Source organism: Clostridium mobile, assembly GCF_018918285.1.
Lineage (GTDB): Bacteria > Bacillota > Clostridia > Clostridiales > Clostridiaceae > Clostridium_AW > Clostridium_AW mobile.
Map to the genome: position 1 here is coordinate 211,566 of NZ_JAHLQF010000002.1, position 25,099 is coordinate 236,664.

A 25,099-nucleotide genomic window follows, 5' to 3' on the forward strand; every position below is an offset into this window, starting at 1 on the left:
GAATGAAGAAATTAATTATAGGGGACATAAAAAATATAACAAGGGACTCTTTATTGATAGTAACTGTTCTAGCGCCCATATTTTTAGCTCTTTTTATTAAGTTTTTCATACCAGTAGTAAATTCAATGTTATATGAAAGGATGGAATTTAAACTATCTCCTTACTATAATGTCATTATGGGTACGGCTCTTATGTTAATTCCTATGATTATAGGATGTATGGCGGGATTTATTCTTTTAGAAGACAAAGATGAGAATATACTATCCTATTTTGAGATCACTCCACTTAGAAAAAAAGGTTATTTAATATATAGATTGACTAGCCCTATAATATTAAGTGTGTTTTTATCTATTTTTCTATTTTACTTTTCAAATCTTATAAAGATAAATTTTATAAAAGTTATTTTAATTATAGCTATAGCTTCCATGGAGGCTCCAATTATAACTCTTATACTGGGAAGTATTGCAGAGAATAGAGTGGAAGGACTGGCTTTATCAAAGTTAATTGGAATATTTTCTGTCTTGCCAATAATTTTTGGCTTAGTAGATATAAAATATAAATGGTTACTAGGATTTTTTCCTACCTATTGGATACCTAAAATGTTAAATGGAAATTTGTATAGTAGCCTAGATTTTATTTTATATATGACGGCAGCATTCTTAATTCATGTAATATATATTTTTGTATTTGGAGATAAATTTATCCGATGACTACCATCCGTAATACTCCCATGGCACTCTGTGAAAGCGATTTAGAGTTCTTAGGATGTGCATAACGGATGCTACGTCCCTGGATAAATTCATCTAAGCTTCAGTTGGAGTAAGTATTCCTTTTAAGCAAACTCCATCTGAAGCTAAGAATCACTTGATGAAAGAAAGGTAAGTATGAAATAGAGAAAGTGACATATATTTTCTAATTTTGAAAGATAAAAACAGTAAAAGATAGAATGGTTCCGATATATAAATAATTATGTTGAAAAGAATCGAAAACTATGATAGCATAACCATATCAACATCGTTAAAGCGAAGATGTTTATAACTTTCAAAAGAGAGGAAGTATTAAATGAGAGACTTTGATATATTTACCGATACATGTAGTGATTTACCGATAGATTACGTTAAAGAAAAAGGATTACAATTTGCAAGATTGACTTGTAGCTACAATGGACAAACTTATTATGATGATTTTGGACAAAGTTTATCTCATAAACAGTTTTTTGATGATGTGAGAAATGGGGTAGTTCCATTGACTTCACAACCTAGCGTAGATGAGTTCTATCAAAAATTTAAAAGCATAGTAGATTCCGGTAAAGATATACTATATATTTGTGTTTCGACAGGTCTAAGTGGAACCGAAAATAGTGCTACCATAGCTAAAGACATGATTTTAGAGGAAAAACCTGAAGCTAAGATTGCTATTGTAAATGTATTAACTGCTTCTCTTGGACAAGGTATTATGGTAATGAAAGCTTTTGAAATGAAAGAAGAAGGAAAATCTATGGATGAAATCGTAGATTATATGGAATCAAATAAACAAAGACTTAATACTTTTATGACGGTAGATGATTTGAACCACTTAAAAAGAGGGGGAAGATTATCCTCAGCAGCTGCAATTATTGGAATAATTCTTCATATAAAGCCTACGCTTATGATAGATACTGAAGGAAAGGTTGCCGTAATTGGAAAGGCAAGAGGAAGAAAAAGTTCTATCAATAAATTAGCAGAACTAGTAACAGAAAGAATAGAAAATGCAGAAGAGCAAATCATAGGAATATGCCATGGTGATTGCCTTGAGGAAGCGCTGAAGCTAAAAGAAATTATTTCAGAAAAGATAAAGGTGAAGGTAAAGGATGTAATAATAAACTTTACAGGACCAGCAGTAGGAACTCACGGAGGACCGGGGAACTTGGCAGTATTTTTTATGGGCAGAGATAGAAGTATTATATAATATAAGAATATATAAAATAAAAGATATACAGAGGATATATAAATATATATAAAAAATGTGGAACTATTTGTTCCACATTTTTTATTTCTATTTCTTTCTGCTTCTAGTAGAAACTTCTATATTAACTTTTCTTCCGCATAATTTCTTTCCAGAACATGTTCTAATTAATGTATCAACGTCATCTTCAACTACATCAACAAAGGAGAATTTATCTAACAAATCAATGTCTCCTACAGATTCTTTATAAATATTTGCTTCTTTATTAAAGAATTGAAGTAAAAGTTTTGGATTAAGTTTATCTTTGCGTCCTACGTTTATGAATAATCTAACATAGCTAGATTTAGCGCCAATGCTGTGTTCTGTATAGTCAAAGCTTACTTCGTTTTGATATACCATACTCATTAGTGCTGCGGCAACATCTACAAGATTATAATCGTCATCAAGCTCTGTAGCAAGTGGAATAAATCTTTTGTAAGTATCTCCTTCTAAGATGTCTTTAACGTTATCTAATATATGACCATATTTAACATTGAAGATATCATCAATAGTAGGAATTTCTTTTCTTTTAATCTTGCCTTTAGTAGCTTTTTCAATTTGTTTAAGTACAGAGTATTCTCTTGCAGTAACAAGGGTGTAAGCTGTACCAGTTTTATTAGCTCTTCCTGTTCTTCCTATTCTGTGAACATAGGATTCAGTGTCCTGAGGAAGATCGTAGTTTATAACGTGAGTTACATTTTCAACATCTATACCTCTTGCTGCTACATCAGTTGCTACAAGGAAATCAAGGGCTTCATCTTTAAACTTCTTTAAAGTGTTAAGTCTTTGGCTCTGATTCATATCTCCATGCATACCTTCAACGTTGTAACCTCTTCTTTGCATAGATTCAACTAATTCATCTACGCCTCTTTTAGTTTTACAGAAAATTATAGAAGTATCTGGTTCATCTACGTCAAGAATTCTACATAAGGATTCAAATCTATCCTTTTGTTTTATTTCATAGTAGTATTGATCTACAGTAGAAACTGTCATACTGTTTTTTACAATAGATACATGCTTTGCATCAGCTTTCATGTATTTTGAAGCTATTTTTTTTATTGGACCTGGCATAGTTGCAGAAAATAATAGTGTATGTCTGTAGCTATTGCAGTTGTTTATTATTTCTTCAATATCTTCTACAAATCCCATGTTTAGCATTTCATCTGCTTCGTCTAGTACAAGGAATTGAACTTCATCTAGGTCTAATACTCCACGTCTTATAAGGTCAAGCACTCTACCAGGAGTACCAACTACTATATCAATTCCTTTTCTTATTGCCTTAATCTGTCTATCGATGGATTGGCCGCCGTATACAGGAAGCATTCTTATTCTTGTGTGTTTAGCTATACGTACTAATTCCTCGTTAACTTGAATAGCAAGTTCTCTTGTAGGAGTAAGTACAAGTCCTTTAATAACATTATTTTCTTTAATAAGGTTGTTTAACATTGGGGCACCAAAAGCAAGAGTTTTTCCTGTACCTGTTTGTGCCTGGCCGATTACATCATTTCCTTCTAAAACTACAGGTATAACCTGTGCTTGAATTTGTGATGGCTCCTCAAAGCCCATATCTTCTATTCCTCTAAGTATTTTCTCATTAAGTCCTAGTTCATTAAATTTAGTGTTGTTCATATAATTTCTTCCTCCAATAGTAAATCAATTCATTATAATATAGTATTATCCGTCTAACAATATATAAAATAAATATTATAACAATACGATAATCTCTTCTTTATTTTAACCATTTTTCATAAAGTGATTCTTAGTTTCAGATGTAGTTTACTTATTTTCTTATAAGGTATATTTACTCCAACTGAAGCTTAGAAGAATTTATTCAGAAGCTTAGCATTTATTCTCTTCTGCTGCCTTACTTCTCCTTAGTGAAAAATTTAGTTTTAATAGCTATGAGTATTAACTGGTCAGCTATCGAATAAAACAATTAAGCGTTGATGTATTTTACAAGACATGAAAAGAACATAAAAAGAGAGGGATACTATTGTAAAACCCTCCCTTTAATATATCGACTCTATATTTTGCTCTACAGATTTATCTATATTCCAAAGTCTTTTAAACGATAGGGGATACCCTAATATAGGGTTTAGTATATGCAAATGATGACTATCTATTGCATACTGTACACTTTATTATAATACAATATGTTAATATTAACAAGCTTAGATATAATAGTCCTACTTTTCTGAAAAATATTGGGTTCTGTAGCCTTCGCTTTAATAAGAACTTCTAGATTTTGCTCAAATGCATAGGGCACATCACATAGCATTTTAAGTTTTATATACTAAGTTATCTTTGTATAAATTTATAATTGGGAAATACATTTGTAAAACACAAGGAAACTAAATATATAATGGAAGAAACGCCTTTTCTTGAAGTGACGTCATTATTTACTTAGATTTTTATTTTTGATCCCAAATTATCTTTACGAAAATTTATAATTGAGAAAATTACTTAATAATAAATGAATTTTGAAAATAGATTTATAAACTACAAAAGAGCTAAGTATATAGTGAAATAGCGACTTTTTCTGGAGCGGCTTCACTATGTGCTTAGCTCTCTATTTGATAAACTCCATTGTATCTGTAGAAACTTACAATCGAGAAGCTAAATTGATATTAATAGTTTTGCGCACCAATCGTTATTAAAAATGATATAAATAAATTAAACAGAGAAGTATGAGGATAGTTGGGGGAAATACAGAAATGAAGCATAGAAGGATAGAACCTGCAATTAAAGATACTTAAAGAATGGTGTAACAAATAGAAAAATAGTATAATATGGTATAATAGGAGATGTGTAAACAATATTAATAAAATATGGGAGAAGAGCATTGAAGAGATTTTTAAAATTATGTGTAGTTTTATTGATGATATTTTTAGTATGGTTAGTGTTTTATAAAAGGTCCTCTTCAGCAGTAACCTTAAATTTAAAAGAAAATGAAGAAAAAAATATGAATTCAGCTATATCTGAGTATGTTTTAAATAACTATTTTGACTGGTCTAATGTAGAGGATAAGACGAAATTTGAAGCTCATAAAATTTATGGGTTAGAGGAGAAAGGAAAAGAAATATACGCTTATGGATATGTGATGTTTCTTGCCTATGATTTTTCTGAAGAGATGGATAAAAACAAAGAAGTGCCAGAAGAGGCTGGAGGGTGCAATCCTATAGTTTTCATAATGGAAAAGGACGGAGAGGAATATTCCATTAAAGGGCATTTGGAGCCGGAGGATGGCGTAGAGTATTTACCTTCCATAAAAAAGATATTTCCACCTAAATATGTAGACATAATATTAAATGAAGTGGTTATACAAAAAGAGTTGAAAGATAATATACTAGAACAAGTAAGAAAGTATAAAAAATAGAATATAAAAATGCAATAGTAGATTCTATTTTTAAAGTTGCAACTATTATTACATTTATATATATTTTAATAATGAGTGTAAATATACTGTTTATTAAATAGACTAGACCTGTGAAAAATTATCACAGGTCTTTGTATTTACTCTTTATAGGCAAATTTCATATGAAACTAGGATCATTTTATTCTACAGATCTATCAATATCCTCAAAGCCATTTTTAAACCATAGGGGAATTCCTTTGAAAAGGGATTTATAGTCCTGTTCATTTTGTACCACTAATCTTCTAAACCTAGTAACATTCATGGATAGAGAGTTGATGCTTAATATACCTATATTATTTATTGAAGGATTTAACTTTACCACATGTTCTCCTAGAATACATTCTTCAGGAGAAGTGATGGTTAGAAACTTTCTACAATTAAAGGGTCTTACTGGATAAATAGTACAAGTTTTTTCTTCAGATAAAAAAATACAAGGAAGCTTTTTATTTAAATAATGAAGTGCATGCTCATTATTTTCTTCCATGTCCAAAGTGGTAGGCATTATAGGTACTACCTCATTTATTTTATTTTTTAAAAGGTTTATTTCATCTTGTGAAAAATTAGCTTGTACGTATTCTCTTATAAGCTCAGCTTCAATTGGGCTGCAATCTACGTAAAGACAACAGCAGTGGCCACAACCTTTCTTGCAGGAAGCATATTTTTCAAATTGCCTGTTTCCTTCATCATAAATCTCATAAATTTCTTTTAATAGCTTTTTACCATTAGAGAGGCTCAGTTCATTTTCATGTATTTCTTCAATTAATGTGGAAGCTATTTCATCGTATACTTTATCATTCTCAGCCTCAGAGTATAACATATTTTCACCTAAATAATTCTTGCCAAGGCTTTTAAACTTTTGTTTAACCAAAAAAATCACCTGCCTCGCAAGATTATATTATAAATCCAGTTTTTTTACAAGGTATCATTACCAAAATTGTAGGATGTATTGAAAAAATAGAAAATTTTAGGAATTAAATGGTATATAGGACATTTAATTCAAATTATCCTTATCATTAAAAGTAATAGTACCCTTAACATTAGGTTTCATAATCCTTTGATTCTTTAAAACACCAAGTTCTCTACAAAGTCTGTATACCTTCTTATGGTTTATGATAAGATCATATTTCACTCTTAAATGATGCATTATCTTCCTATAGCCATAGTTCATAGCATCGCTATCTATAGCCTCTAAAATATATTCTTTAATTTCATTGTCATAAATCTTATCCTGTTTTTTAGTCAATGAATATCCTTTGGGTTTGCCACCTAAGGCCTTATGCTTTTCTTTTCCTTCTATGCTTAGATTATAATAGTATGTTGATCTTGCTAACCCCACTACTTTTAAAACAAAAACTGCATTATAGCCTTCTTCTATGTATTTTTTAGCTAATTCTATTTTATCTTTAATTGAGGTTTGGCTTTTTTTAAGTAGTTCTTTAAGAATTATTATTTCTAAATCCTTTTCTCCTAATATCTTTTTAAGAGCATTCTTTTCTTGTGTCACTTTTATAATCTCTTCTTTTAAATAATTTTCTTCTTCAATTAAATGTTTTCTACCTGGCTTTACGTTTATTTTATCCTTTTCTTTCGAGTCTTTAATCCATGTAGATATAGTAGATTTTGAAATTCCATGCTTTCTTGCAACTAATGAAAGATTTTCAACCTCTTTAACTTCATTTAGTATAGATTCTTTTAATTCTTTAGTATAAATTCTTCCTCTCATAAACTACCTCCAATTTTATTATATATAATTTAACAATTGTTGTCCAAATATTATTGGGGGCTTGAGGGATATTGATGAAAGTAGAGTATATGGGAGGATTACTAAGAGTAAAAGAATAGAAGTTTGTACATATTTGGTTAGTCTATTCATTCGTACAATATGTTAGAATTTGAAATTTGAAGGTCCCAGGTAAAATTTGGTACAATAGGAAGTACATCAAGAAATGAGGTGAATGCATGCTAAAAATTGAAGTGAAAGGTCTTACCAAAATATTTGGAAAATATCCCAAGCAAGGTTTAAAGCTTTTAGAAGCAGGAAAAACAAAAACAGAAATTTTAAAAGAAACAGGAATGACTGTAGGTGTAAATCAAGTATCATTCAAAGTGCATTCCGGAGAAATTTTTGTGATTATGGGACTATCGGGAAGTGGAAAATCCACCCTTGTTAGATTAATTAACCGTTTAATAGAGCCCACTACTGGCAGCGTTTTAGTAGATGGTGAAGATTTAGCAAAAATGGATAAGTATAAATTAAGGGAGACCAGAAGAAAAAAACTCAGCATGGTTTTTCAAAAGTTCGGGTTGTTTCCCCATCGTACTATTTTAGAGAATGCAGGGTACGGTTTAGAAGTACAAGGAATTGGGAAAAATGAAATACGTGAGAAAGCACTAGAGTCGTTAAAAATGGTAGGATTAGAAGGCTATGAAGAACAATATCCTAGCCAATTATCTGGAGGAATGCAGCAAAGGGTAGGTCTTGCTAGAGCTTTAGCCAATGATCCAGATATTTTGTTGATGGATGAAGCTTTTTCAGCCCTAGATCCACTAATTAGAAAAGAAATGCAGGATGAACTTGTAGAACTGCAGTCAGCTATGCAAAAAACAATTATATTTATTACTCACGATTTGGATGAAGCCCTTCGAATTGGTGATCGAATTGCATTGATGAAAGATGGAGTAATTGTGCAAGTTGGAACCCCTGAAGAGATTATGACAAATCCTGCCGACGAATATGTTAGAAAGTTCGTTGAAGATGTGGATAGATCTAAGGTGTTTTCTGCTAAACATGTTATGAAACGTCCAGAAACTATTGATATAGAGAAACACGGTCCACGTGTTGCCTTACAACGTATGAAACAGGCGGGAATTTCAAGTATTTATGTAGTTAATAAACATAAAGAACTTCTTGGAGTTGTAACAGCAGATGCAGCTTCATTAGCTGTAAAAGAAGGTAATAAAAATATTTATGATGTAATGGAAGAGCAAGTTCCTCAAGTTCTACCAGACCTATCCTTAAACGATCTATTTCAGCTTATCCATAACTCACCTGTACCTGTAGCAGTGGTTGAAGATAAAATATTAAAAGGAATTATTGTTCGAGGCGCGGTATTAGCGGCTCTTGCTAGAAATGAGGTGAATATCAATGAATCAAATACCACAAATACCTCTAGTTAAATGGGTAGATTCACTTGTATTATGGTTAAGAAAAAATGCTCAGTGGTTTTTTAATCCTATAAAAGATTCACTGGATGGCTTTGTAGGTGGATTAAGTGAAATTTTAACAAGTATTCCACCTATATTTTTTATTGTCCTTATTGTAGGTTTAACTATATTTATAACTAAGAAAAAATGGGGATTATCCATATTTGTTTTATTAGGATTATTATTGATACAAAATCTTGGTTATTGGAATGACACCATGCTCACACTTTCCTTAGTGTTAACAGCTAGCTTGATTTCCATATTGATTGGTGTTCCTTTAGGAATTTGGATGTCAAAAAATAAAGTTGTACAGGCTATTGCAACACCTATATTAGATTTCATGCAGACTATGCCTGCTTTCGTTTATTTAATACCGGCTGTTTCTTTCTTCGGAATAGGAATGGTTCCCGGAATTATTGCATCGGTTATTTTTGCGATGCCACCGGTTGTACGATTAACTAATTTAGGTATTCGTCAAGTCTCTACAGAATTAATTGAAGCAGCAGATGCCTTTGGATCAACTGGAGCACAAAAACTGTTTAAAGTTCAACTTCCAATGGCAAAAAGTACGATTATGGCAGGAATTAACCAAACAATTATGTTGGCACTATCCATGGTTGTTATTGCTTCTATGATTGGTGCCGAAGGTTTAGGGGTTGAAGTTTTTAGAGCGATTACAAGAAATGAAGCTGGACAAGGTTTTGCTTCAGGTCTATCTATTGTTATATTGGCCATAATTTTAGACCGTATTACTCAGTCTTTAAATACACAAAAACATTTATAAAAGTTTTTAAATTTTCATATAACTACTTATAGTTTGTTTAAATACTTATTCTAAAACATTAAACAAACAGGAGTTAAAATAAAAGGAGGAAAATAATTAATGATAAAAAACAAGTGGAAGAAATTAGGTGTGGTAGTATGTGCTACCTTAGCATTAACCGCAGTAGGATGTGATAGTGATAATGGAGAAAGTGCTGCAACAAATGGAAATGGAGAAAAGACATTAGCACAAAAGTTAGATTATAAAATTACGGGCATAGATGCAGGTGCAGGAGTAGTGCAAGCTGCAGAAAAAGCTGTTAAAGATTATGGGTTAGATTTTAAAGTTCAAACTAGCTCAGGAGCTGCTATGACTCAAGCTCTTGGAGATGCAATTGAAAACAAGGAGCCTATTATAATTACAGCTTGGACACCTCACTGGAAATTTGCTAAATATGATTTGAAATATTTAAAAGATCCTAAAAACTCCTTTGGTGGGGAAGAAAAGATTCATACAATCGCACGTTTAAAATTGAAAGAAGATATGCCAAATGCTTATAAAATTTTAGATCAATTTCATTGGACTGCCGAAGATATGGAATCCGTTATGCTTAAAGTTAATGAAGGTGCGAATGTAGAGGAAGTTGCAGCACAGTGGATTAAAGATAATCAAGACAAAGTAAAAGAGTGGACAAAAGGGGCAGAAAAAGTAAATGGAGAAAAAATTAAGCTTGCCTATGTTGCTTGGGATTCTGAAATTGCATCTACTAATGTTATTGGAAAAGTATTAAAGGATATGGGATATGATGTTACTCTTACACAAGTGGAGGCAGGACCAATGTGGGCTGCAATAGCTAGTGGGGATGCAGATGCTATTGTTGCAGCATGGTTACCAGGAACCCACGAGAAATATATGGCAGACTATAAAGATCAAGTAGAAGATCTAGGGCCAAACCTAGAAGGAGCAAAGATTGGCTTAGCTGTGCCATCGTATGTAGAAATTGATTCTATTGAAGATCTAGCGAAATAACTTACTTAATATGGTTTATAGTATATAAAAAAACATTGAAGTAATATAGAAAAAATAATAAACATCTCCTATGATATAGCTTTTAACACTATCATAGGAGATGTTTTTTTATTGAAAAGTTATATTTTAATGGCTAAAATTCTTAAGAAATTATTAAAAATCTTTTTATATTAACACATCTACATAAGTAAGTTGTAAAATAAATTAAATTCCCTGTTTAAGTGGATTAAATTTTTCGATTCAGTCAGCTAGAGTTTAGGCAGGTTAAAATTTATATAAGTGAAATTATATATTAAGCTAGTATATAATTTACAGATAAGAGAGGGTGAAAATATGAAGAAAATAATTATAGCACTTGCAGCAATTTCTGTATTCATATACGCTCAATTCAATTGGTTGGAAGTAAGTGAATACAAAATATCATCCGATAAAATAGGTAATGAATTTGATGGTTTTAAAATAGTACAATTATCGGATTTACATAGCAAAGAATTTGGAAAAAACAATAGTACTCTCATAAAAAAGATTAAAAAACTAAATCCAGATATTATAGTCACCACTGGAGATATGTATAATTCAACAAATGATGATGGTGAAGTGTTTTATAACTTGGCTAAGGAACTATCAAAAGACTATAAAATATATTACATTGTAGGCAACCATGAACAAATATCAGAGGTTAGAAGAGAAGAAAGTGAAGTAAGTAAAGAAAATAATTATATAGAGAGCTTAAAAGAGCTTGGGGTAACTGTATTAGATAATGATAAGGTTGAGATAGAAAGAGAGGGTAAAAAGATTAATCTTTATGGATTGGAAATCCCCCTAAGATTTTATAAGGATAAAAACACTGCTACTTATTCTGGGGATAAGCCCTATGATAAATCAAATGTGGAAAAAGCCATAGGAAAAGCTAGCGAGGAGGATTTTAATATATTACTTGCCCATAACCCAATATATTTTCCTGTGTATAGCAGTTGGGGAGCGGATTTAACTTTATCAGGTCACACCCATGGTGGCATTATTAGAATTCCTTTTAAAGGAGGACTTCTATCACCAGAAAGAACATTCTTCCCTAAATATGATGGAGGAGAATTTGAATTAGATGAATCTAAACTCATAGTGAACAGAGGACTTGGAAATGACACAATAAAACTAAGAATATTTAATAGACCAGAAATATCAGTTATAACTTTGAAATCTAGTGAGGATTAAAAAATAAAAAAAGCTAACAAAGCATATGTTTAAAAGCATATGCTTTGTTAGTACTATAATAAATATCATATCTTTATAAAGTTTTGCAACAATTTGTGGAATGTTATTTATTAAGCTTCCCACCTACTTTAATGTCATAAAATATTAATGAGGATAATTGTTTTTACACCTATTTAATTTTTATTTGATGATATGCTTTTAAACATAATTCTAATATTGAACCTATAATATATTTGTTATATAATATATATAACAGATATAACATGGATGATAAACATAGGAAATTTAGAGCTTAAAAGAGGTGATGATTTGATTAAGATATTATTTGACAGTGAGACCCCCATATACCTTCAATTAAAAAATGAAATTATTAAAGCTATTGCGAGAGGTGAGTTAGAAGATGGAGAGGCTCTTCCCTCCATTAGGGATTTAAGTGTGGATATTGGGGTAAATCTCCATACCATCAATAAGGCTTACAATCTTTTAAAAGATGAAGGCTATTTGGTGATAGATAGAAGAAAAGGCGCTATGGTTAGTGTTAATAAGGATAAAAAAGAGGATTTCATAAACTCCGTAGATGAGGAGTTAGAGGTTTTTTTATGTAGGTGTATTTGTAAAGGGCTTAGTAAGGAAGAAGTAATCAAGCTAATCCATGATAAATATGATGATATTAAAAGGTAGGTGATTTTTATGAAATCAGAAATTTGGGTATTTGCAACTATAATGATAGTAGTGTATATTCCTCTTTTGTTTATGCAAAGTTTTTCTCAAAGGGCTGTTTTTTATGGGGTCAGAATTCCATTAGGATTTGAGAAGAAAGAGGAATTGATAAAGGAAGATAAAAATTATAAAAGAAATTTAAATATATGCTTTGTAATAACTACTCTTTTAAGCATATTGATAATGATTAAAATAAGTGAAGAATATTCTCCTATTGTATTTTTATGCGGCATGTTCTTATTTATTATTGAAGGAAGTTGGTGTTTTTATTTAGCTAATAAAAGAGTAAAAGCTATTAAAAAAAGAGAAAATTGGGAGAACTATTGACTAAGGAAAAAGTAGTAGTGGTAGATATAAAAGCTAAAACTAGAGGTTATGAAAAGTTAAGTAACTGGTATTTTGCTCCTCCAATTTTATTATTTCTAACAGTGCTTCTTATGGGCTTAAGAAACGCTAAAGAAATAGATGCTATGGGATTAATAATATTTCCTTTTACAATAATTGTAATGTTCTTCAGTTTTCTATCTATAAATAAATCAAAGCAAAACTTAAACGGAGGAAATGTAGAGGATATAAGATTTCAAAATATGAAATTTAGAAGAGTAAATGGAATATTTATAGTTATAATCACCTATGCCATATCCATACTTTTCACTGTGATGAATTTAAGTAGTATGAACTTAATCTCTTCTAGAAAAGAATCTATTATTATAGGAAGCATAATCATATTCACCATAATTTTATCATTGGCATTGATGATATATAGTTATAAAGTTGGTCAAGGGGGAAAGAATATTCCGCTAAAGAAAGATGGACAGGATAAAGAAGCTCTTATTATTAATAGAGAAGATGATGATAATTATCTTTGGGGCATGATTTATTATAATCCAGAGGATCCAGCCCTTTTTGTAGAAAAGAGAGCAGGAGTAGGTTGGACCATAAATGTTGCACGTCCTATGGGCAAAATAGCTATGGCCCTTACAGCGTTATTAATAGTAGGCTCTCTTGGAATGGTAATATATACATCCACTTCCATGAAGGTTAATTTGCAAGTAAAAGAGCAGGTTGTGACTATTAAAGGTATGTATTCTGAAGATATAAATAGTGAAGATATAGTGGAATTAACCTTTGAGAAATCCCTTCCACCAATAACTATGAAGCAAAATGGAGGGGCAATTGGAGATAAAAAAGTAGGGTATTTTAAAACAAAAGCTGGAGAAAAGGTTAAACTATTTATAGAAGATGACAAAAATCCAGTGGTTAAAATAGTTACAAAGGAAAAAATTATATATATCAACTATGAAGAAATCAGTAAAACGGAAGAACTATTTAATGAATTAAAGGATTTACAAGAGGGAAAGTAAGAATTAAATATTGAACAAAATAGAAGTAGTTATAGAATAAAATTTTATAATTACTTCTATTTTAGTATATAATGAATATATAAATAACTATTTTTCCTTTGTAAAAAGCAAGCTAAAAATAATTAACTGTAGATTTAGTTAGTTCAATAAATTCTAAGGGGGAAGATAAAATATGAAATGGGAAGAAGCTAGAAAAATATATCCTAACAAGTGGATACTGCTTGAAGCTATAGAAGCATATTCTCATGATGGATATAGAATTATAGATGATTTATCTGTTATAAATATTTTTAATAACGGAAGTGAAGCTTTAAAAGAATATGCAGAAAAACATAAAAAGGACAAAAGTAGAGAAATGTATATATATCATACAAAAAATGAAGAACTAGCAATACAGGAAAGGTCATGGATTGGAGTGCGAAAGAATGGTTAAGCTTGAATTAAAATATGGACTACCTTTTTGTAGCATTAAACTATGTAATAAAGGAAGAGAAATTATAATTGATAACGCAAACTATCCTCATTAATGTTTTATTGAATTAATGAGGATAGTTTTTTTATATCTATTTAATTTTAACTAAGAGATAAAAGTCAAAGCCTTTACCATTAATTTCTCCAGTGGAATTATTTTTACTGCCAGAGATATGCTGGAAAACAACCTTAACTTTAATTTTATCATTTTCTTCTGTGAGGACCATTTCCTCCTCAGGTACTATGTTTTCTTTATCGCTAGCACCATATTTAGAAATTAAATTCTTTACAAACTCATCTAAGTCTTTTTTATAAATCTCATTGCCTAAATAGATTATCTTTATAGTAGAGCTTTCATAATCATAAATAGCATCCAGATTTTTAGATTCTGAAGTATTTAGATCTTTAAATTCCGAAGTATTCCTATTGTGTAGACTATCCGTATCAAAGAGATAATCATAGCCTTTAATGTCTAAAGGCCCTTGTAAAGTACTGGTAATATAAAAATATTCATTAGGGGATTCATTAAATGGACTTTCATAGGAGAAGCCAAAAACTTTTTCCATATCTTCTATCTTAAAATTTTTAGGAAGATGTTTAAGATCTTTAAAGCTATGGTTTCTATCAAAATAACTAAGAATGCTACTTATATTAACTTTATCTCCTTTTGAAACAACCTTAGAAGTATTTATTTTCCCTTCAGTTAACATATTGTTCTTTGTAAGAATTTTTTCAAATCTATGTCTTTGACTGTATTTTGATAGTGAATAGCTGCTAACTGGGCCAAAGACTGAAAGAAGAGCAATGAACGCTAAGCTCACAGGTATTAATATATTTCTAAGCTTTTTACTAAAGGAAAAATAAATCATAATAGAGAAAATCCAAAGGCCAAGTATAACTACAAAATATCTAGGCTCAGTAAGTCCATAGGCATTTATTCTGATACCCATGGATATGAACATCATTACTATAAGAGGAAGCAAAATTTTAGGAGCAAGCTTTAAAAATTTATCAGCCCAACTGCTTTCATCTCTTATTGGAGTTATGGAGAATAATGTTATGGTCACGATTACTGAATACCAAAGAACAAGATGGGAAACTAGTCCTATTGGCCAGGTCATGGTGACTATAATTTTTCCAAAATAAATATAAAGTATTATGATGTAGGCTGTGAGCAGCGGCATTACAATGTATAGAATAAGTATCCTTAAAAGCTTTGGATATGATCTTAAAGTAAGCTTATTATCCCTTAATGGCATTACGGAAAGGAAGTAGGATACTGCAAATATAAAAACTACAAAAAGCCAAGTGTAGTAATAAACCTTACCTAAGACTTTTATTCCAAGAAGTTTATCTATGGAAAATAAAATTGCTGAAAGTCCAGCGTAAAGAACCACGGAATATAGTATGGTGGTAAAAAATCCAGCAACTAAAACAATAACATATAGCTCAAAGTCTGGTTTTCTAGGAAAATAAGGTATAAATAAAAATGCCATATATAAAGCTAAATTCACTGCAATATATCTTGTGGTAGTTACCATTCTCATATCATCTGGTAGCAAAAATAAATAATAAAGAACTAGTAGCAATGCACCAATTCCATAGCCAATAAAAAGCTTAAAGGTATTTTCCTCGTTCCTTTTTTCAAAGAATAACTTTATGGAAAGAGAAAGTGGAATACCTAGAGCTAAAGTCATTACTATTCTACTTAAAGTATCTTCAACAGGCCTAATTTCATGAATGGTTATAAGCAAAGTTAAAATAGAAACTGAAAGCAATATAGTAAAAGGAAATCTTTTAAGGCTCAAATACAGATTGGACAGCATGTTTTTAAAGTATTTTATAAGCTTCATAACTAACCCTCCTTAATATAATTTTTCCATGGAAATTGATAATAGAGGTCGATAATACATTAATATAAATCTTTAATATAAATTGATAATACAAGTTTGATATTAATTTCTAATTAAACTTGTCCTAGTATATTAATTATAATCTTTGACGTGGCATTGCTCAAGTTGAGATTTTTTATAGTTTGTCTTGAAGCTCAAACTGGGATGCTAAATAAAGTGTCTCGTTGACACCTTAACAAAGGAATGCTACTATTATGCTATACGATATATCGCGTGACATAATAGTTCTGCGTAATGAATGGAGGGTGATAAAATGTCAGAAATTCAAAGAACACCAATGACTGAGGCTATGTATTATGTACTTCTTGCTTTATGTGAGCCACTTCATGGTTACGTAGTTATGGAGAAAGTTAAAGATATTTCTAATGGAAGAGTTGTTATGGGACCAGGCACACTTTATGGGATTTTAACGCGTATGGAAAAAGAAAAACTAATTACTCTTGAGGAATCCGATGGAAGGCGAAAAATATATGCACTTACTTCAAGTGGGTATGAAGCTTTAAAGCAAGAATATTTAAGGCTTTCTAAAATGGTGGATGATGGCAGAATATTATTTGAAAAGGGAGATAGCCATGAAACGTAGAATAAAGAAAAAATTCTTATGGTTAGATGTATGGAATATTGAAGAGCAGGAGGCATGGTTTTCGGATATGGCCTCTCAAGGGTGGAAGCTAATTTCCACTGATGGATGGTATGCCAAGTTTGAAAAATGTGAACCAGAAAAAGTAAATTATCGTTGTGATGTGTTTAAGCTAAAGGATGGCGGCGGAAATAACCCCATTGAATTATACAAGGAGGCAGGGTGGGAATACGTAGCTTCTCGTAGGCTAGTTCATATATTTAGAACCAATGAAGATGCAAACATAGTTGAAATTCATACTGACCCTAATGAACAAGCAGAAACCCTATCTATACTAAAGAAAAATATAACTAGAATGGGAATGGCTGTTGTATTCTTATCAATGCTTATTATATTAATAACTCTAGCTACCATACGAATCGATCCTGTAGGTAATTATCTTAATAATAAATTTATGGAAGTTATAGTAGTGATGCTTGCTTCCATGTATATAAGTATTAGCATGATTACTGGTATTATTCACATGTCTAAACTTATGAGAAAATTAAAATCTGGAAGCCTCTTTGAACACAGAATAGAATATAAAAGGAAAATAAATAAAAATAGAATTATGGGAATAGTTGTTAACAGTATAACCTTGCTATGGGTGATTTCTAACTTTGGAATGCTTATAGGAATAATAACAAAAGATAGATTTCCTTCTATACCAGAAAAGGATATACCTGTTATTAGAATGTCAGATATAATGGATGAAACTACTTATATTAAGAAAGTAGATCCATATAAAAATAAAGGTGATAGATTAAATTATTATATAGTTAATAGCAGCTTACTTGTACCTAAGCAGCATGAACTAAATGAAAGTGTGGAAGTCACAGGGGTTATGTGGGAAGACAAGAGTGGTATATACAGCCCATCCATATACTCTTATGCTTATGAAACCAGAGGAGAATGGGTTGCTAAAGGGTTGGCAAAAGAATTATTAAAAAAATATGATTACTATGCAGAAGAAGGCTATAGATATGTACAAGATAGCGAATTTGATGATTTGTGGATTGGAAAAGAAGAGGTTAGATGCACTTTTATTGGGAGAAAGAGGGAAAATGTTTATCGTGTGGTATATTATGGTATAGAGCCTGTTGAAAAAATTATAGAATTAGTTTTAGATAAGGTAGAGAACCAGTGAAAAGATTAAGAAGAATATGAATTAGTTAATATTGGTGAGGAGTGTATCAAGATATAGTAAATGGAAGATAATTTAATACTTGTCCTAGGCTGTTGATAAATATTATTTATTAACAGCTTTTAATTTTGATTAGAATTACATACATAAAGTTTAATAAGAAATTTGCATCCAATTCATAATAATCCTTTTTCCGTTATTTTTAATCCTCATATAAGTAGAGAACATGTACAAGATTCTTTTATAATTGATAAAGATAATCATTATTAATAGCCTTGAAGGATTTATATATTTACTTGAAAGGAGGGTAAAATGAACTAAATAAAATTATGGATGAAACTATAAATAAAGCTATAAACAATAAATTAGAATTTAAACTTTCAAGGACTTGATATAAGAGTGAGGAAGGATATTTATGAATAAAAATCGTGAAGAATTAATTAATGGTAATATGTTTACATTACTTTTAAAGCTTTCTATTCCAGGAATTATAGGAATGTTAGTTATAGGTTTATATAGTTTATGTGATGCTATTTTTGTTGGAAAGTTAGTAGGAGAAACAGCCTTAGGTGCTGTAAGTATAGCTTCTCCATATACCTTTATAAACAATTGTATTGCTGTGCTTATAGGAGTAGGTTCGTCTTCAATTTTATCTCGTGCCATTGGGGCAAAGAATGATAAAGTAGTGAATAAAGTTTTAGGTAATTTAATAGTGTGTGTATTAACATTATCTTTGGCTGTTACTGTATTGGGATATATTTTTGCAGGGAATTTGCTTAGGTTTTCAGGAGCGAAGGGGGACATATTAGAATTAGGAATAGAATATTTAAGGATAACATACATTGGATCATTCTTCGTTAATTTTTCCCAAAGTGCCAATATGCTTATAAGAGGCGAAGGAAAAATGAAGGAAGCCATGGGAATTATGATATTAGGTGCAGTACTAAATATTATTTTAGATCCAATATTTATAAAGGTCTTAGGCTTAGGTGTGGCAGGAGCAGCTATAGCTACGGTAATTGCTCAAATAATTCAAGCTATAGTTACATTTATGTACTTTAAGTGCAATAAATCAATAATACCAGTTAATAAGTTTGAGTTTGCCTCTGATTTAATGCCGGAGATATTATCTGTAGGAGGGGCAGCTGCAATGATGCAATTTATGTACCTAATACAGCAAACTGCGTTATATAAAATTACATCAAAGTATGGTGGGGATGAACAACTAGTATTAATGGGAATAGCACTTAGAGTTTTAATGTTCACATTTATACCTATATGGGGAATGGGACAAGGACTTCAGCCTATAGTGGGCATGAATTTTGGTGCGAAAAAATATGATCGTGTGAAAGAAGCAGTTAAAATATTTAGCATAGCTTCAACAATATTAATTGGAGTGTTATGGGCTTTTTATATGATTCAGCCTAAGGTTGTTTTAGGCTGGTTCATTAATGATAAGGCTTTAATAGAAAGCGGATATAGTTTGTTTAGAATTATGTTTTTAACATTTCCAGTGTCAGGAGTTATAGTTATGGCTATGACATTTTTTCAATCGATAGGCAAAGGTGGACAATCGGCTGTAATAATTATTTTAAAGCAAGTACTACTTTTTATGCCCATAGCTATAATTCTTACTAAATTTATTGGAATCAAAGGTACATGGGCAGCTTCAGCAGTGACAGACTCAATAGTGTTTTTAGTATCTTTAATTCTTTTAGCCATTGAATTTAAAAAATTAGATAAGATCAAATAAAAGGAACCTTTAGGTGTAGTATTTTACTCTACCTAAAGGTTCAAATATTTTTTCAGATTCTAAATCTTTAAATATATATTATAATTAGAGTATAAAGTAAAATTTATTGCTTAAAAGTAAATTTTATCCGATGACTACCATCCGTAATATTCCCATCGCACTCTGTGAAAGCCATTTAGAGTTCTTATGATGTGCATAACGGATGCTACGTCCCTGGATAAGTTCTTCTAAGCTTCAGTTGGAATAAGTATTTCTTTTAAGCAAACTCCATCTGAAGCTAAGAATCACTTGATATAAGGGGGATTTTCATGTTTGAAGAATTGAATAAAAATATTGCTAATGCAAAAGAGAAATTAACAAGAAAAGAAGAATTAAAAAATCTTTTACAGAGAACTAATGAAGATTTAAATGCACAAATGGCTAAAAAGAAGGAATTTAATAAAATTTTACACGAGGAACAAAAGGATGTTGAAAAGGTTAAGTCATCGGCCATTGCAGAATTGCGTTATTCTATTTTAGGAGAGAAAGAACAGCAAGAAGAAAAAGGAAGACAGGAATACCTAAGCGCTAAACTTAGATATGATGAGTGCTGTAGTTTAATTGCTAACTTAGAAAAGGAAATAGTCTCTTATAATGAAGAGCTAAATAAGTATGTTAATATAGAGTTAGAATATGAGGAATTAATGAAAAAGAAAGAGAGATTAATTCTACAGAGTTATGACCTAAAGCCTAAAGAATTAATAAAGCTTATAGAAAAAATTCAGGATTTAAAATCTAATATTAAAGAAACAAAGGAAGCCATAAATGCTGGAGAAAAAGTTAGAGAGGCATTAGAAAGGGTTGTATCATCTTTAAAGAGTGCAAAAGATTGGGAACAATGGGACATACTTGGTGGAGGACTTATAGCTACAGCATCGAAACAGTCCAAAATAGGTGAGGCTAAAGGTCATGTTTATGAAGTGCAAAGGCTTCTTGGGATATTCAAAAGAGAGTTATCTGATGTAAAATTATCCTCAGATATGGATATAAATATAGCATTCTTTGAAAAGTTTGCAGACTATTTTTTCGATGGACTTATATTTGATTGGGTTGTACAATCGAAAATAAACGATTCTTTAAATAATGTATATGATACCTCTAATAATGTAAAAAAATTATTAAGCACATTAGAAGGAAACCTTAATGATTGTGAGAGAGAACTTAGGACTGTAGAAGAAGAGGTTAGAGGAATTATTGAAACACAATAAAAGAGCATGATGAAAACACAGAGGGGATGATAAACATGATAAGAAAAGCAGCTAATGAAGATTTAAAAGCTATTATGAAGATTATAAAGGAAACTATTGTTGAGATGCATTCCTATAACAACTATCAATGGGATGAAAACTATCCTCAGGAAAAAGATTTTGCAGGTGATATTAAAAAGGGCGATTTATATGTAATAGAAAAAGAAGGAGAATTAGTTGGATTTGCCTGTATCAATAAGGAAGAACCCATTGAATATAATGGATTAAATTGGTCCTTAAATGAGGATGTATTTGTTGTACATAGGATGGCTGTAAGTAGTAGCCATAGACAAATGGGAATAGGAACAGAATTGATAAACTTTGCCGATGAATTAGCATTAAAAAATAATATAAATTACTTAAAAACGGATACCTATTCATTAAATACAAAAATGAATACATTCTTTAAAAGAAGTGGTTATGATCTTATTGGAGAGATGAGTTTTTTAGGTAAAGAGAAGCCTTTTTATTGCTACGAAAGAATACTAGAGATTTAGAGGAAATGTTAAATTTTTAGGACAAGACCTAAGTTATTCGCTGATGAAAGAAATTCAGGAATGTGGTGCAGACCACTGCGGCGAAAATGGCGAATATCATACAGTGGTATATGGCGGTCCGATATTTAAAAGTCCTGTACACTTACAATATGGTGAGGAGTATGTCAAGATATAGTGAATTGGAGATAGTTGAATATTTGTCTTAGGCTGTTGATAAACATGTTTATTAACAGTCTTTAATTTTTTATAGAATTATATAAATAGAGTTTAATAAGAAATTTACATCTAATACTTATAAAAGTTCGATACTTTTTTGACTTCTAAACCTTTAAATATATATTATAATTAGAATATAGAGTATAAAATATATTGCTTAAAGGAGAATTTAATATAAGGGGGATTTTCATGTTTGAAGAGTTGAATAAAAATATTGCTAATGCAAAAGAGAAATTAAGAAGAAAAGAAAAATTAAAAAATCTTTTAGAGAGGACTAGGGAAGATTTAAATGTACAAACAGCTAAAAAGAAGGAGCTTCATAAAATTTTACACAAGGAAGGAAAGGATGTTGAAAAGCTTGAATCATTGAGCATTACAGGACTGTTTTATTCTATTTTAGGAGATAAGGAGCAGCAACTTGAAAAAGAAAGGCAGGAATACCTAAGTGCAAAGCTCAAATATGATGAGTGCTGTAGTCTAATTACTACCTTAGAAAAGGAAATAATCTCTTATAATGAAGAACTAAGGGAGTATATTAACATAGAGTCAGAGTATGATGAGCTAATGGCAAGCAAAGAAGAATTAATTCTACAGGGAAATGACCTAAATGCTGAAAAATTAATAAGTCTTGCAGAAAAAGCTCAGGATTTAAAATCTAATATTAAAGAAACAAAGGAAGCTATAAATGCTGGAGAAAAAGTTAGAGAGGCATTAGAAAGGGTTTTATCTTCTTTAGAGAGTGCAAAAGGCTGGGGACAATGGGATATGCTTGGAGGAGGAGTTTTATCTACAATGGCAAAACACTCTAAAATGGATGAAGCTAAAAGTCATGTTCATGAAGTTCAAAGGCTTCTTGGAATATTTAAAAGAGAGCTATCTGATATAAGATTATCCTCTAATATAGATATAAACATAGGATCTTTTGAAAAATTTGCAGACTATTTTTTCGATGGACTTATATTCGATTGGGTTGTACAATCTAAAATAAATGATTCTTTAGACAATGTGCGTACAAACTCTAATAATGTAAAAAAATTATTAAGCACATTAGAAAGAAACCTTAATGATTGTGAGAGAGAACTTATGGCTGTAGAGGAAGAGATTAAAGGAATTATTGAGGAGAAGTGTTAAATGAATAAAAATTGTTTTGTTTCATGGAGTGGAGGAAAAGACTCCTGTCTTACTTTGTAAAAAGCTATGGAACAGGGATATGATGTTAAAAAATTATTTACTATGTTCAGTAGGGAAAGTTCTATTTGATGATTATGAACAAATATTTATTTCTAATCTTAGGTCATTTAAAGAGCAGGGTATAGATTATGGAATTTTTGGTGATATCGATATAGATGACCATAAGAAATGGGAAGACAAAGTATGTGAGAAAGCCCCCATTGTTTCAATTTTACCCCTATGGCAAAGAGATAGAATAGATATAGTAAAAGAATTTTTAGATTTAGGGTTTAAAGCAAAGATAGTAGCAGTTGATAAAACCATGATAGATGAATATTTGTCCTAGGCTGTTGGTAAACATTGTTTATTAACAGCCTTTAATTTTTGTAGAATTATATATAAAGTTTAAAGGAGATCTACATCCAATATTTATAAAGGTTTAAATACTTTTTTTCAACTTCTAAGCCTTTAAATATATATATTATAATTAGAGTATAAAGTAAAACTTATTGCTTAAAAGTAAATTTTATCCGATGACTACCATCCGTAATATTCCCATCGCACTCTGTGAAAGCGATTTAGAGTTCTTATGATGTGCATAACGGATGCTACGTCCCTGGATAAGTTCTTCTCCTAAAGGATAAGGATTTCTAAGAAGCAAAGCTTCTAAGAACTCTCTTAATAACCTTCAGTTGGAGTAAGTATTTCTTTTAAGCAAACTCCATCTGAAGCTAAGAATCACTTGATATAAGGGGGATTTTCATGTTTGAAGAATTAAATAAAAATATTGCTAATGCAAAAGAGAAATTAACAAGAAAAGAAGAATTAAAAAATCTTTTACAGAGAACTAAGGAAAATTTAAATACACAAATGACTAAAGAGAAGGAGCTTCATAAAATTTTACAAAATGAAGAAAAAGATGCTGAAAGGCTTGAATCATTTTTAAAAGATATAGAACAGCAACTTGAAAAAAAAAGGCAGGAATACCTAAGGGCTAAACTTAGATATGATGAGTGCTGTAGTTTAATCGATACCTTAGAAAAGGAAACAATCTCTTATAATGAAGAACTAAATGACTATGTTAATATAGAATTAGAGTATAAGGAATTGATGAAAAAGAAAAAAAGATTAATTCTACAAGGTGATGATCTAGATGCTAAAGAATTAATAAAGCTTACAGAAAAAGTTCAGGATTTAAAATCTAATATTAAAGAAACAAAGGAAGCCCTAAATGCAGGAGAAAAAGTTAGAGAGGCATTAGAAAGGGTTTTATCTTCGCTAAAGAGTGCAAAAGGTTGGGAGCAATGGGACATACTTGGTGGAGGATTTGTAGCTACAGCGGCGAAACACTCCAAAATAGATGATGCTAAGAGTCATGTTCATGAAGTTCAAAGGCTTCTTGGAATATTCATAAGAGAGTTATCTGATGTAAAATTATCCTCAGATATGGATATAAACATAGGATCTTTTGAAAAATTTGCAGACTATTTCTTCGATGGACTTATATTCGATTGGGTTGTACAATCCAAAATAAATGATTCTTTAGATAATATATATGATACCTCTAATAATGTAAAAAGATTATTAAGTACATTGGAAAGAAACCTTGATGGTTTTGAGGGAGAGTTAAGGACTGCTGAAGATGAGATTAAAAGAATTGTTGAGGAGAAGTGTTAAATGAATAAAAATTGTTTTGTTTCATGGAGTGGAGGAAAGGATTCCTGTCTTGCTTTGTATAAAGCTATGGAACAGGGATACAGTGTTAAAAAATTGTTTACTATGTTTAGTATGGAAAATAATATAAGTTCAGCTCATAGGCTAAAGGAAAATGTTATTAAAGCACAAGCTTTGGCAATGGGAGTTGAACATTCAATAGGGAAAGCATTATTTGATGATTATGAAGAAATATTTATTTATAACCTTAAATCATTTAAGGAACAGGGCATAGATTATGGAATTTTTGGTGATATCGATATAGATGACCATAAGAAATGGGAAGACAAAGTATGTGAAAAAGCCTCTATTACTTCAGTTTTACCCTTATGGCAAAGAGATAGAGTAGATATAGTAAAAGAATTTTTGGATTTAGGTTTTAAAGCAAAGATAGTGGTAGTTAATAAAACCATGATAGATGTTAAATTTTTAGGACAAGATTTAAGTTATTCGCTGATGAAAGAAATTCAGGAATGTGGTGCAGACCCCTGTGGTGAAAATGGCGAATATCATACAGTGGTATATGATGGTCCAATATTTAAACATCCTGTACACCTAGAGTATGGTGAGGAAATAGTACCTGTTGGAGAACATTGGGCTCAAATTGAGGTAAGATAGTAGCAAACT

24 protein-coding genes and 1 pseudogene are annotated in these 25,099 nt (G+C 30.8%); 21 read left to right on the top strand and 4 right to left on the bottom strand.

The genetic code is table 11. The features are described 5' to 3' along the window. The first annotated feature begins 2 nt into the window (after nt 1-2). Together KQI86_RS06930 and KQI86_RS06935 are read left to right on the top strand one after the other, a co-directional pair. Complete coding sequence (locus KQI86_RS06930) at nt 3-710, top strand: hypothetical protein (RefSeq protein ID WP_216438554.1); 708 nt, start codon at nt 3-5, stop codon at nt 708-710. 352 nt (nt 711-1,062) lie between these two features. After that, nucleotides 1,063-1,947 carry a DegV family protein gene (locus KQI86_RS06935; RefSeq protein WP_216438555.1) on the top strand — a complete coding sequence of 295 codons (885 nt, stop codon included), beginning with the start codon at nt 1,063-1,065 and terminating at the stop codon, nt 1,945-1,947. A gap of 87 nt (nt 1,948-2,034) precedes the next feature. Here the strand turns inward: KQI86_RS06935 and KQI86_RS06940 are convergent, their stop codons facing one another. Beyond that, nucleotides 2,035-3,612 carry a DEAD/DEAH box helicase gene (locus KQI86_RS06940; protein ID WP_216438556.1) on the bottom strand — a complete coding sequence of 526 codons (1,578 nt, stop codon included), beginning with the start codon at nt 3,610-3,612 and terminating at the stop codon, nt 2,035-2,037. Nucleotides 3,613-4,825: 1,213 nt separating this feature from the next. Here KQI86_RS06940 and KQI86_RS06945 point away from each other — a divergent pair. Continuing rightward, nucleotides 4,826-5,359 (top strand): hypothetical protein, encoded by a 534-nt coding sequence (locus tag KQI86_RS06945; RefSeq protein WP_216438557.1) that lies wholly within the window; start codon nt 4,826-4,828, stop codon nt 5,357-5,359. A 178-nt stretch (nt 5,360-5,537) separates the two neighbouring features. On the opposite strand, the gene KQI86_RS06950 is transcribed toward KQI86_RS06945, so the two are convergent. Together KQI86_RS06950 and KQI86_RS06955 are read right to left on the bottom strand one after the other, a co-directional pair. Further along, nucleotides 5,538-6,266: a YkgJ family cysteine cluster protein gene (locus KQI86_RS06950; RefSeq protein WP_216438558.1), complete on the bottom strand. Its 729-nt coding sequence runs from the start codon at nt 6,264-6,266 to the stop codon at nt 5,538-5,540. Nucleotides 6,267-6,389: 123 nt separating this feature from the next. Further along, on the bottom strand, nt 6,390-7,121 hold the full coding sequence (locus KQI86_RS06955; protein ID WP_216438559.1) for an IS3 family transposase: 732 nt from the start codon (nt 7,119-7,121) through the stop codon (nt 6,390-6,392). Nucleotides 7,122-7,372: 251 nt separating this feature from the next. Here KQI86_RS06955 and KQI86_RS06960 point away from each other — a divergent pair, with 251 nt between their 5' ends. From KQI86_RS06960 to KQI86_RS06995, 8 genes are all read left to right on the top strand, one after another. Next, on the top strand, nt 7,373-8,575 hold the full coding sequence (locus tag KQI86_RS06960) for a quaternary amine ABC transporter ATP-binding protein (RefSeq protein WP_343216152.1): 1,203 nt from the start codon (nt 7,373-7,375) through the stop codon (nt 8,573-8,575). Further along, nucleotides 8,544-9,386 carry an ABC transporter permease gene (locus tag KQI86_RS06965; protein ID WP_216438561.1) on the top strand — a complete coding sequence of 281 codons (843 nt, stop codon included), beginning with the start codon at nt 8,544-8,546 and terminating at the stop codon, nt 9,384-9,386. Before KQI86_RS06960 ends, KQI86_RS06965 begins: the two co-directional genes overlap by 32 nt. Nucleotides 9,387-9,485: 99 nt before the next feature. Next, a complete protein-coding gene (locus KQI86_RS06970; protein ID WP_216438562.1) occupies nt 9,486-10,394 on the top strand; it encodes a glycine betaine ABC transporter substrate-binding protein in 909 nt (302 codons plus the stop codon). A 333-nt stretch (nt 10,395-10,727) separates the two neighbouring features. Further along, nucleotides 10,728-11,606 (top strand): metallophosphoesterase, encoded by an 879-nt coding sequence (locus KQI86_RS06975; protein ID WP_216438563.1) that lies wholly within the window; start codon nt 10,728-10,730, stop codon nt 11,604-11,606. Between the two features lie 267 nt (nt 11,607-11,873). Beyond that, nucleotides 11,874-12,287: a GntR family transcriptional regulator gene (locus KQI86_RS06980; RefSeq protein ID WP_216438564.1), complete on the top strand. Its 414-nt coding sequence runs from the start codon at nt 11,874-11,876 to the stop codon at nt 12,285-12,287. A gap of 9 nt (nt 12,288-12,296) precedes the next feature. Then, nucleotides 12,297-12,653, top strand: coding sequence for a hypothetical protein (locus tag KQI86_RS06985; protein ID WP_216438565.1), 357 nt, complete (start codon nt 12,297-12,299; stop codon nt 12,651-12,653). Then, on the top strand, nt 12,650-13,690 hold the full coding sequence (locus KQI86_RS06990; RefSeq protein WP_216438566.1) for a DUF5808 domain-containing protein: 1,041 nt from the start codon (nt 12,650-12,652) through the stop codon (nt 13,688-13,690). Before KQI86_RS06985 ends, KQI86_RS06990 begins: the two co-directional genes overlap by 4 nt. 172 nt (nt 13,691-13,862) lie before the next feature. Then, nucleotides 13,863-14,123: a hypothetical protein gene (locus KQI86_RS06995; RefSeq protein WP_216438567.1), complete on the top strand. Its 261-nt coding sequence runs from the start codon at nt 13,863-13,865 to the stop codon at nt 14,121-14,123. Between the two features lie 130 nt (nt 14,124-14,253). Here the strand turns inward: KQI86_RS06995 and KQI86_RS07000 are convergent, their stop codons facing one another. After that, nucleotides 14,254-16,014 (bottom strand): DUF4153 domain-containing protein, encoded by a 1,761-nt coding sequence (locus tag KQI86_RS07000; RefSeq protein ID WP_216438568.1) that lies wholly within the window; start codon nt 16,012-16,014, stop codon nt 14,254-14,256. Between the two features lie 313 nt (nt 16,015-16,327). On the opposite strand from KQI86_RS07000, the gene KQI86_RS07005 reads away from it, so the two are divergent. The 10 genes and pseudogenes from KQI86_RS07005 to KQI86_RS07050 all read left to right on the top strand — a co-directional run bounded on the left by KQI86_RS07005 (nt 16,328) and on the right by KQI86_RS07050 (nt 25,090). Next, nucleotides 16,328-16,657: a PadR family transcriptional regulator gene (locus KQI86_RS07005; protein WP_216438569.1), complete on the top strand. Its 330-nt coding sequence runs from the start codon at nt 16,328-16,330 to the stop codon at nt 16,655-16,657. After that, complete coding sequence (locus KQI86_RS07010) at nt 16,647-17,840, top strand: DUF2812 domain-containing protein (protein WP_216438570.1); 1,194 nt, start codon at nt 16,647-16,649, stop codon at nt 17,838-17,840. Before KQI86_RS07005 ends, KQI86_RS07010 begins: the two co-directional genes overlap by 11 nt. 412 nt (nt 17,841-18,252) lie before the next feature. Next, entirely contained in the window at nt 18,253-19,590 is a 1,338-nt protein-coding gene (locus tag KQI86_RS07015) for an MATE family efflux transporter (protein WP_216438571.1), read from the top strand. Nucleotides 19,591-19,898: 308 nt separating this feature from the next. Then, nucleotides 19,899-20,837 carry an AAA family ATPase gene (locus KQI86_RS07020; protein WP_216438572.1) on the top strand — a complete coding sequence of 313 codons (939 nt, stop codon included), beginning with the start codon at nt 19,899-19,901 and terminating at the stop codon, nt 20,835-20,837. Between the two features lie 35 nt (nt 20,838-20,872). Continuing rightward, a complete protein-coding gene (locus tag KQI86_RS07025) occupies nt 20,873-21,373 on the top strand; it encodes a GNAT family N-acetyltransferase (RefSeq protein WP_216438573.1) in 501 nt (166 codons plus the stop codon). Nucleotides 21,374-21,395: 22 nt separating this feature from the next. Further along, nucleotides 21,396-21,548 (top strand): annotated as a pseudogene (locus KQI86_RS07030) (hypothetical protein); the annotation flags it as partial. A gap of 230 nt (nt 21,549-21,778) precedes the next feature. Continuing rightward, entirely contained in the window at nt 21,779-22,720 is a 942-nt protein-coding gene (locus KQI86_RS07035; protein ID WP_216438575.1) for an AAA family ATPase, read from the top strand. Between the two features lie 79 nt (nt 22,721-22,799). Further along, nucleotides 22,800-23,105: a Dph6-related ATP pyrophosphatase gene (locus KQI86_RS07040; protein ID WP_216438576.1), complete on the top strand. Its 306-nt coding sequence runs from the start codon at nt 22,800-22,802 to the stop codon at nt 23,103-23,105. A gap of 416 nt (nt 23,106-23,521) precedes the next feature. Then, nucleotides 23,522-24,436, top strand: coding sequence for a hypothetical protein (locus KQI86_RS07045; RefSeq protein ID WP_216438577.1), 915 nt, complete (start codon nt 23,522-23,524; stop codon nt 24,434-24,436). Beyond that, nucleotides 24,437-25,090, top strand: a complete 654-nt coding sequence (locus KQI86_RS07050; protein WP_216438578.1) for a Dph6-related ATP pyrophosphatase — start codon at nt 24,437-24,439, stop codon at nt 25,088-25,090. Nucleotides 25,091-25,099 lie beyond the last annotated feature (9 nt).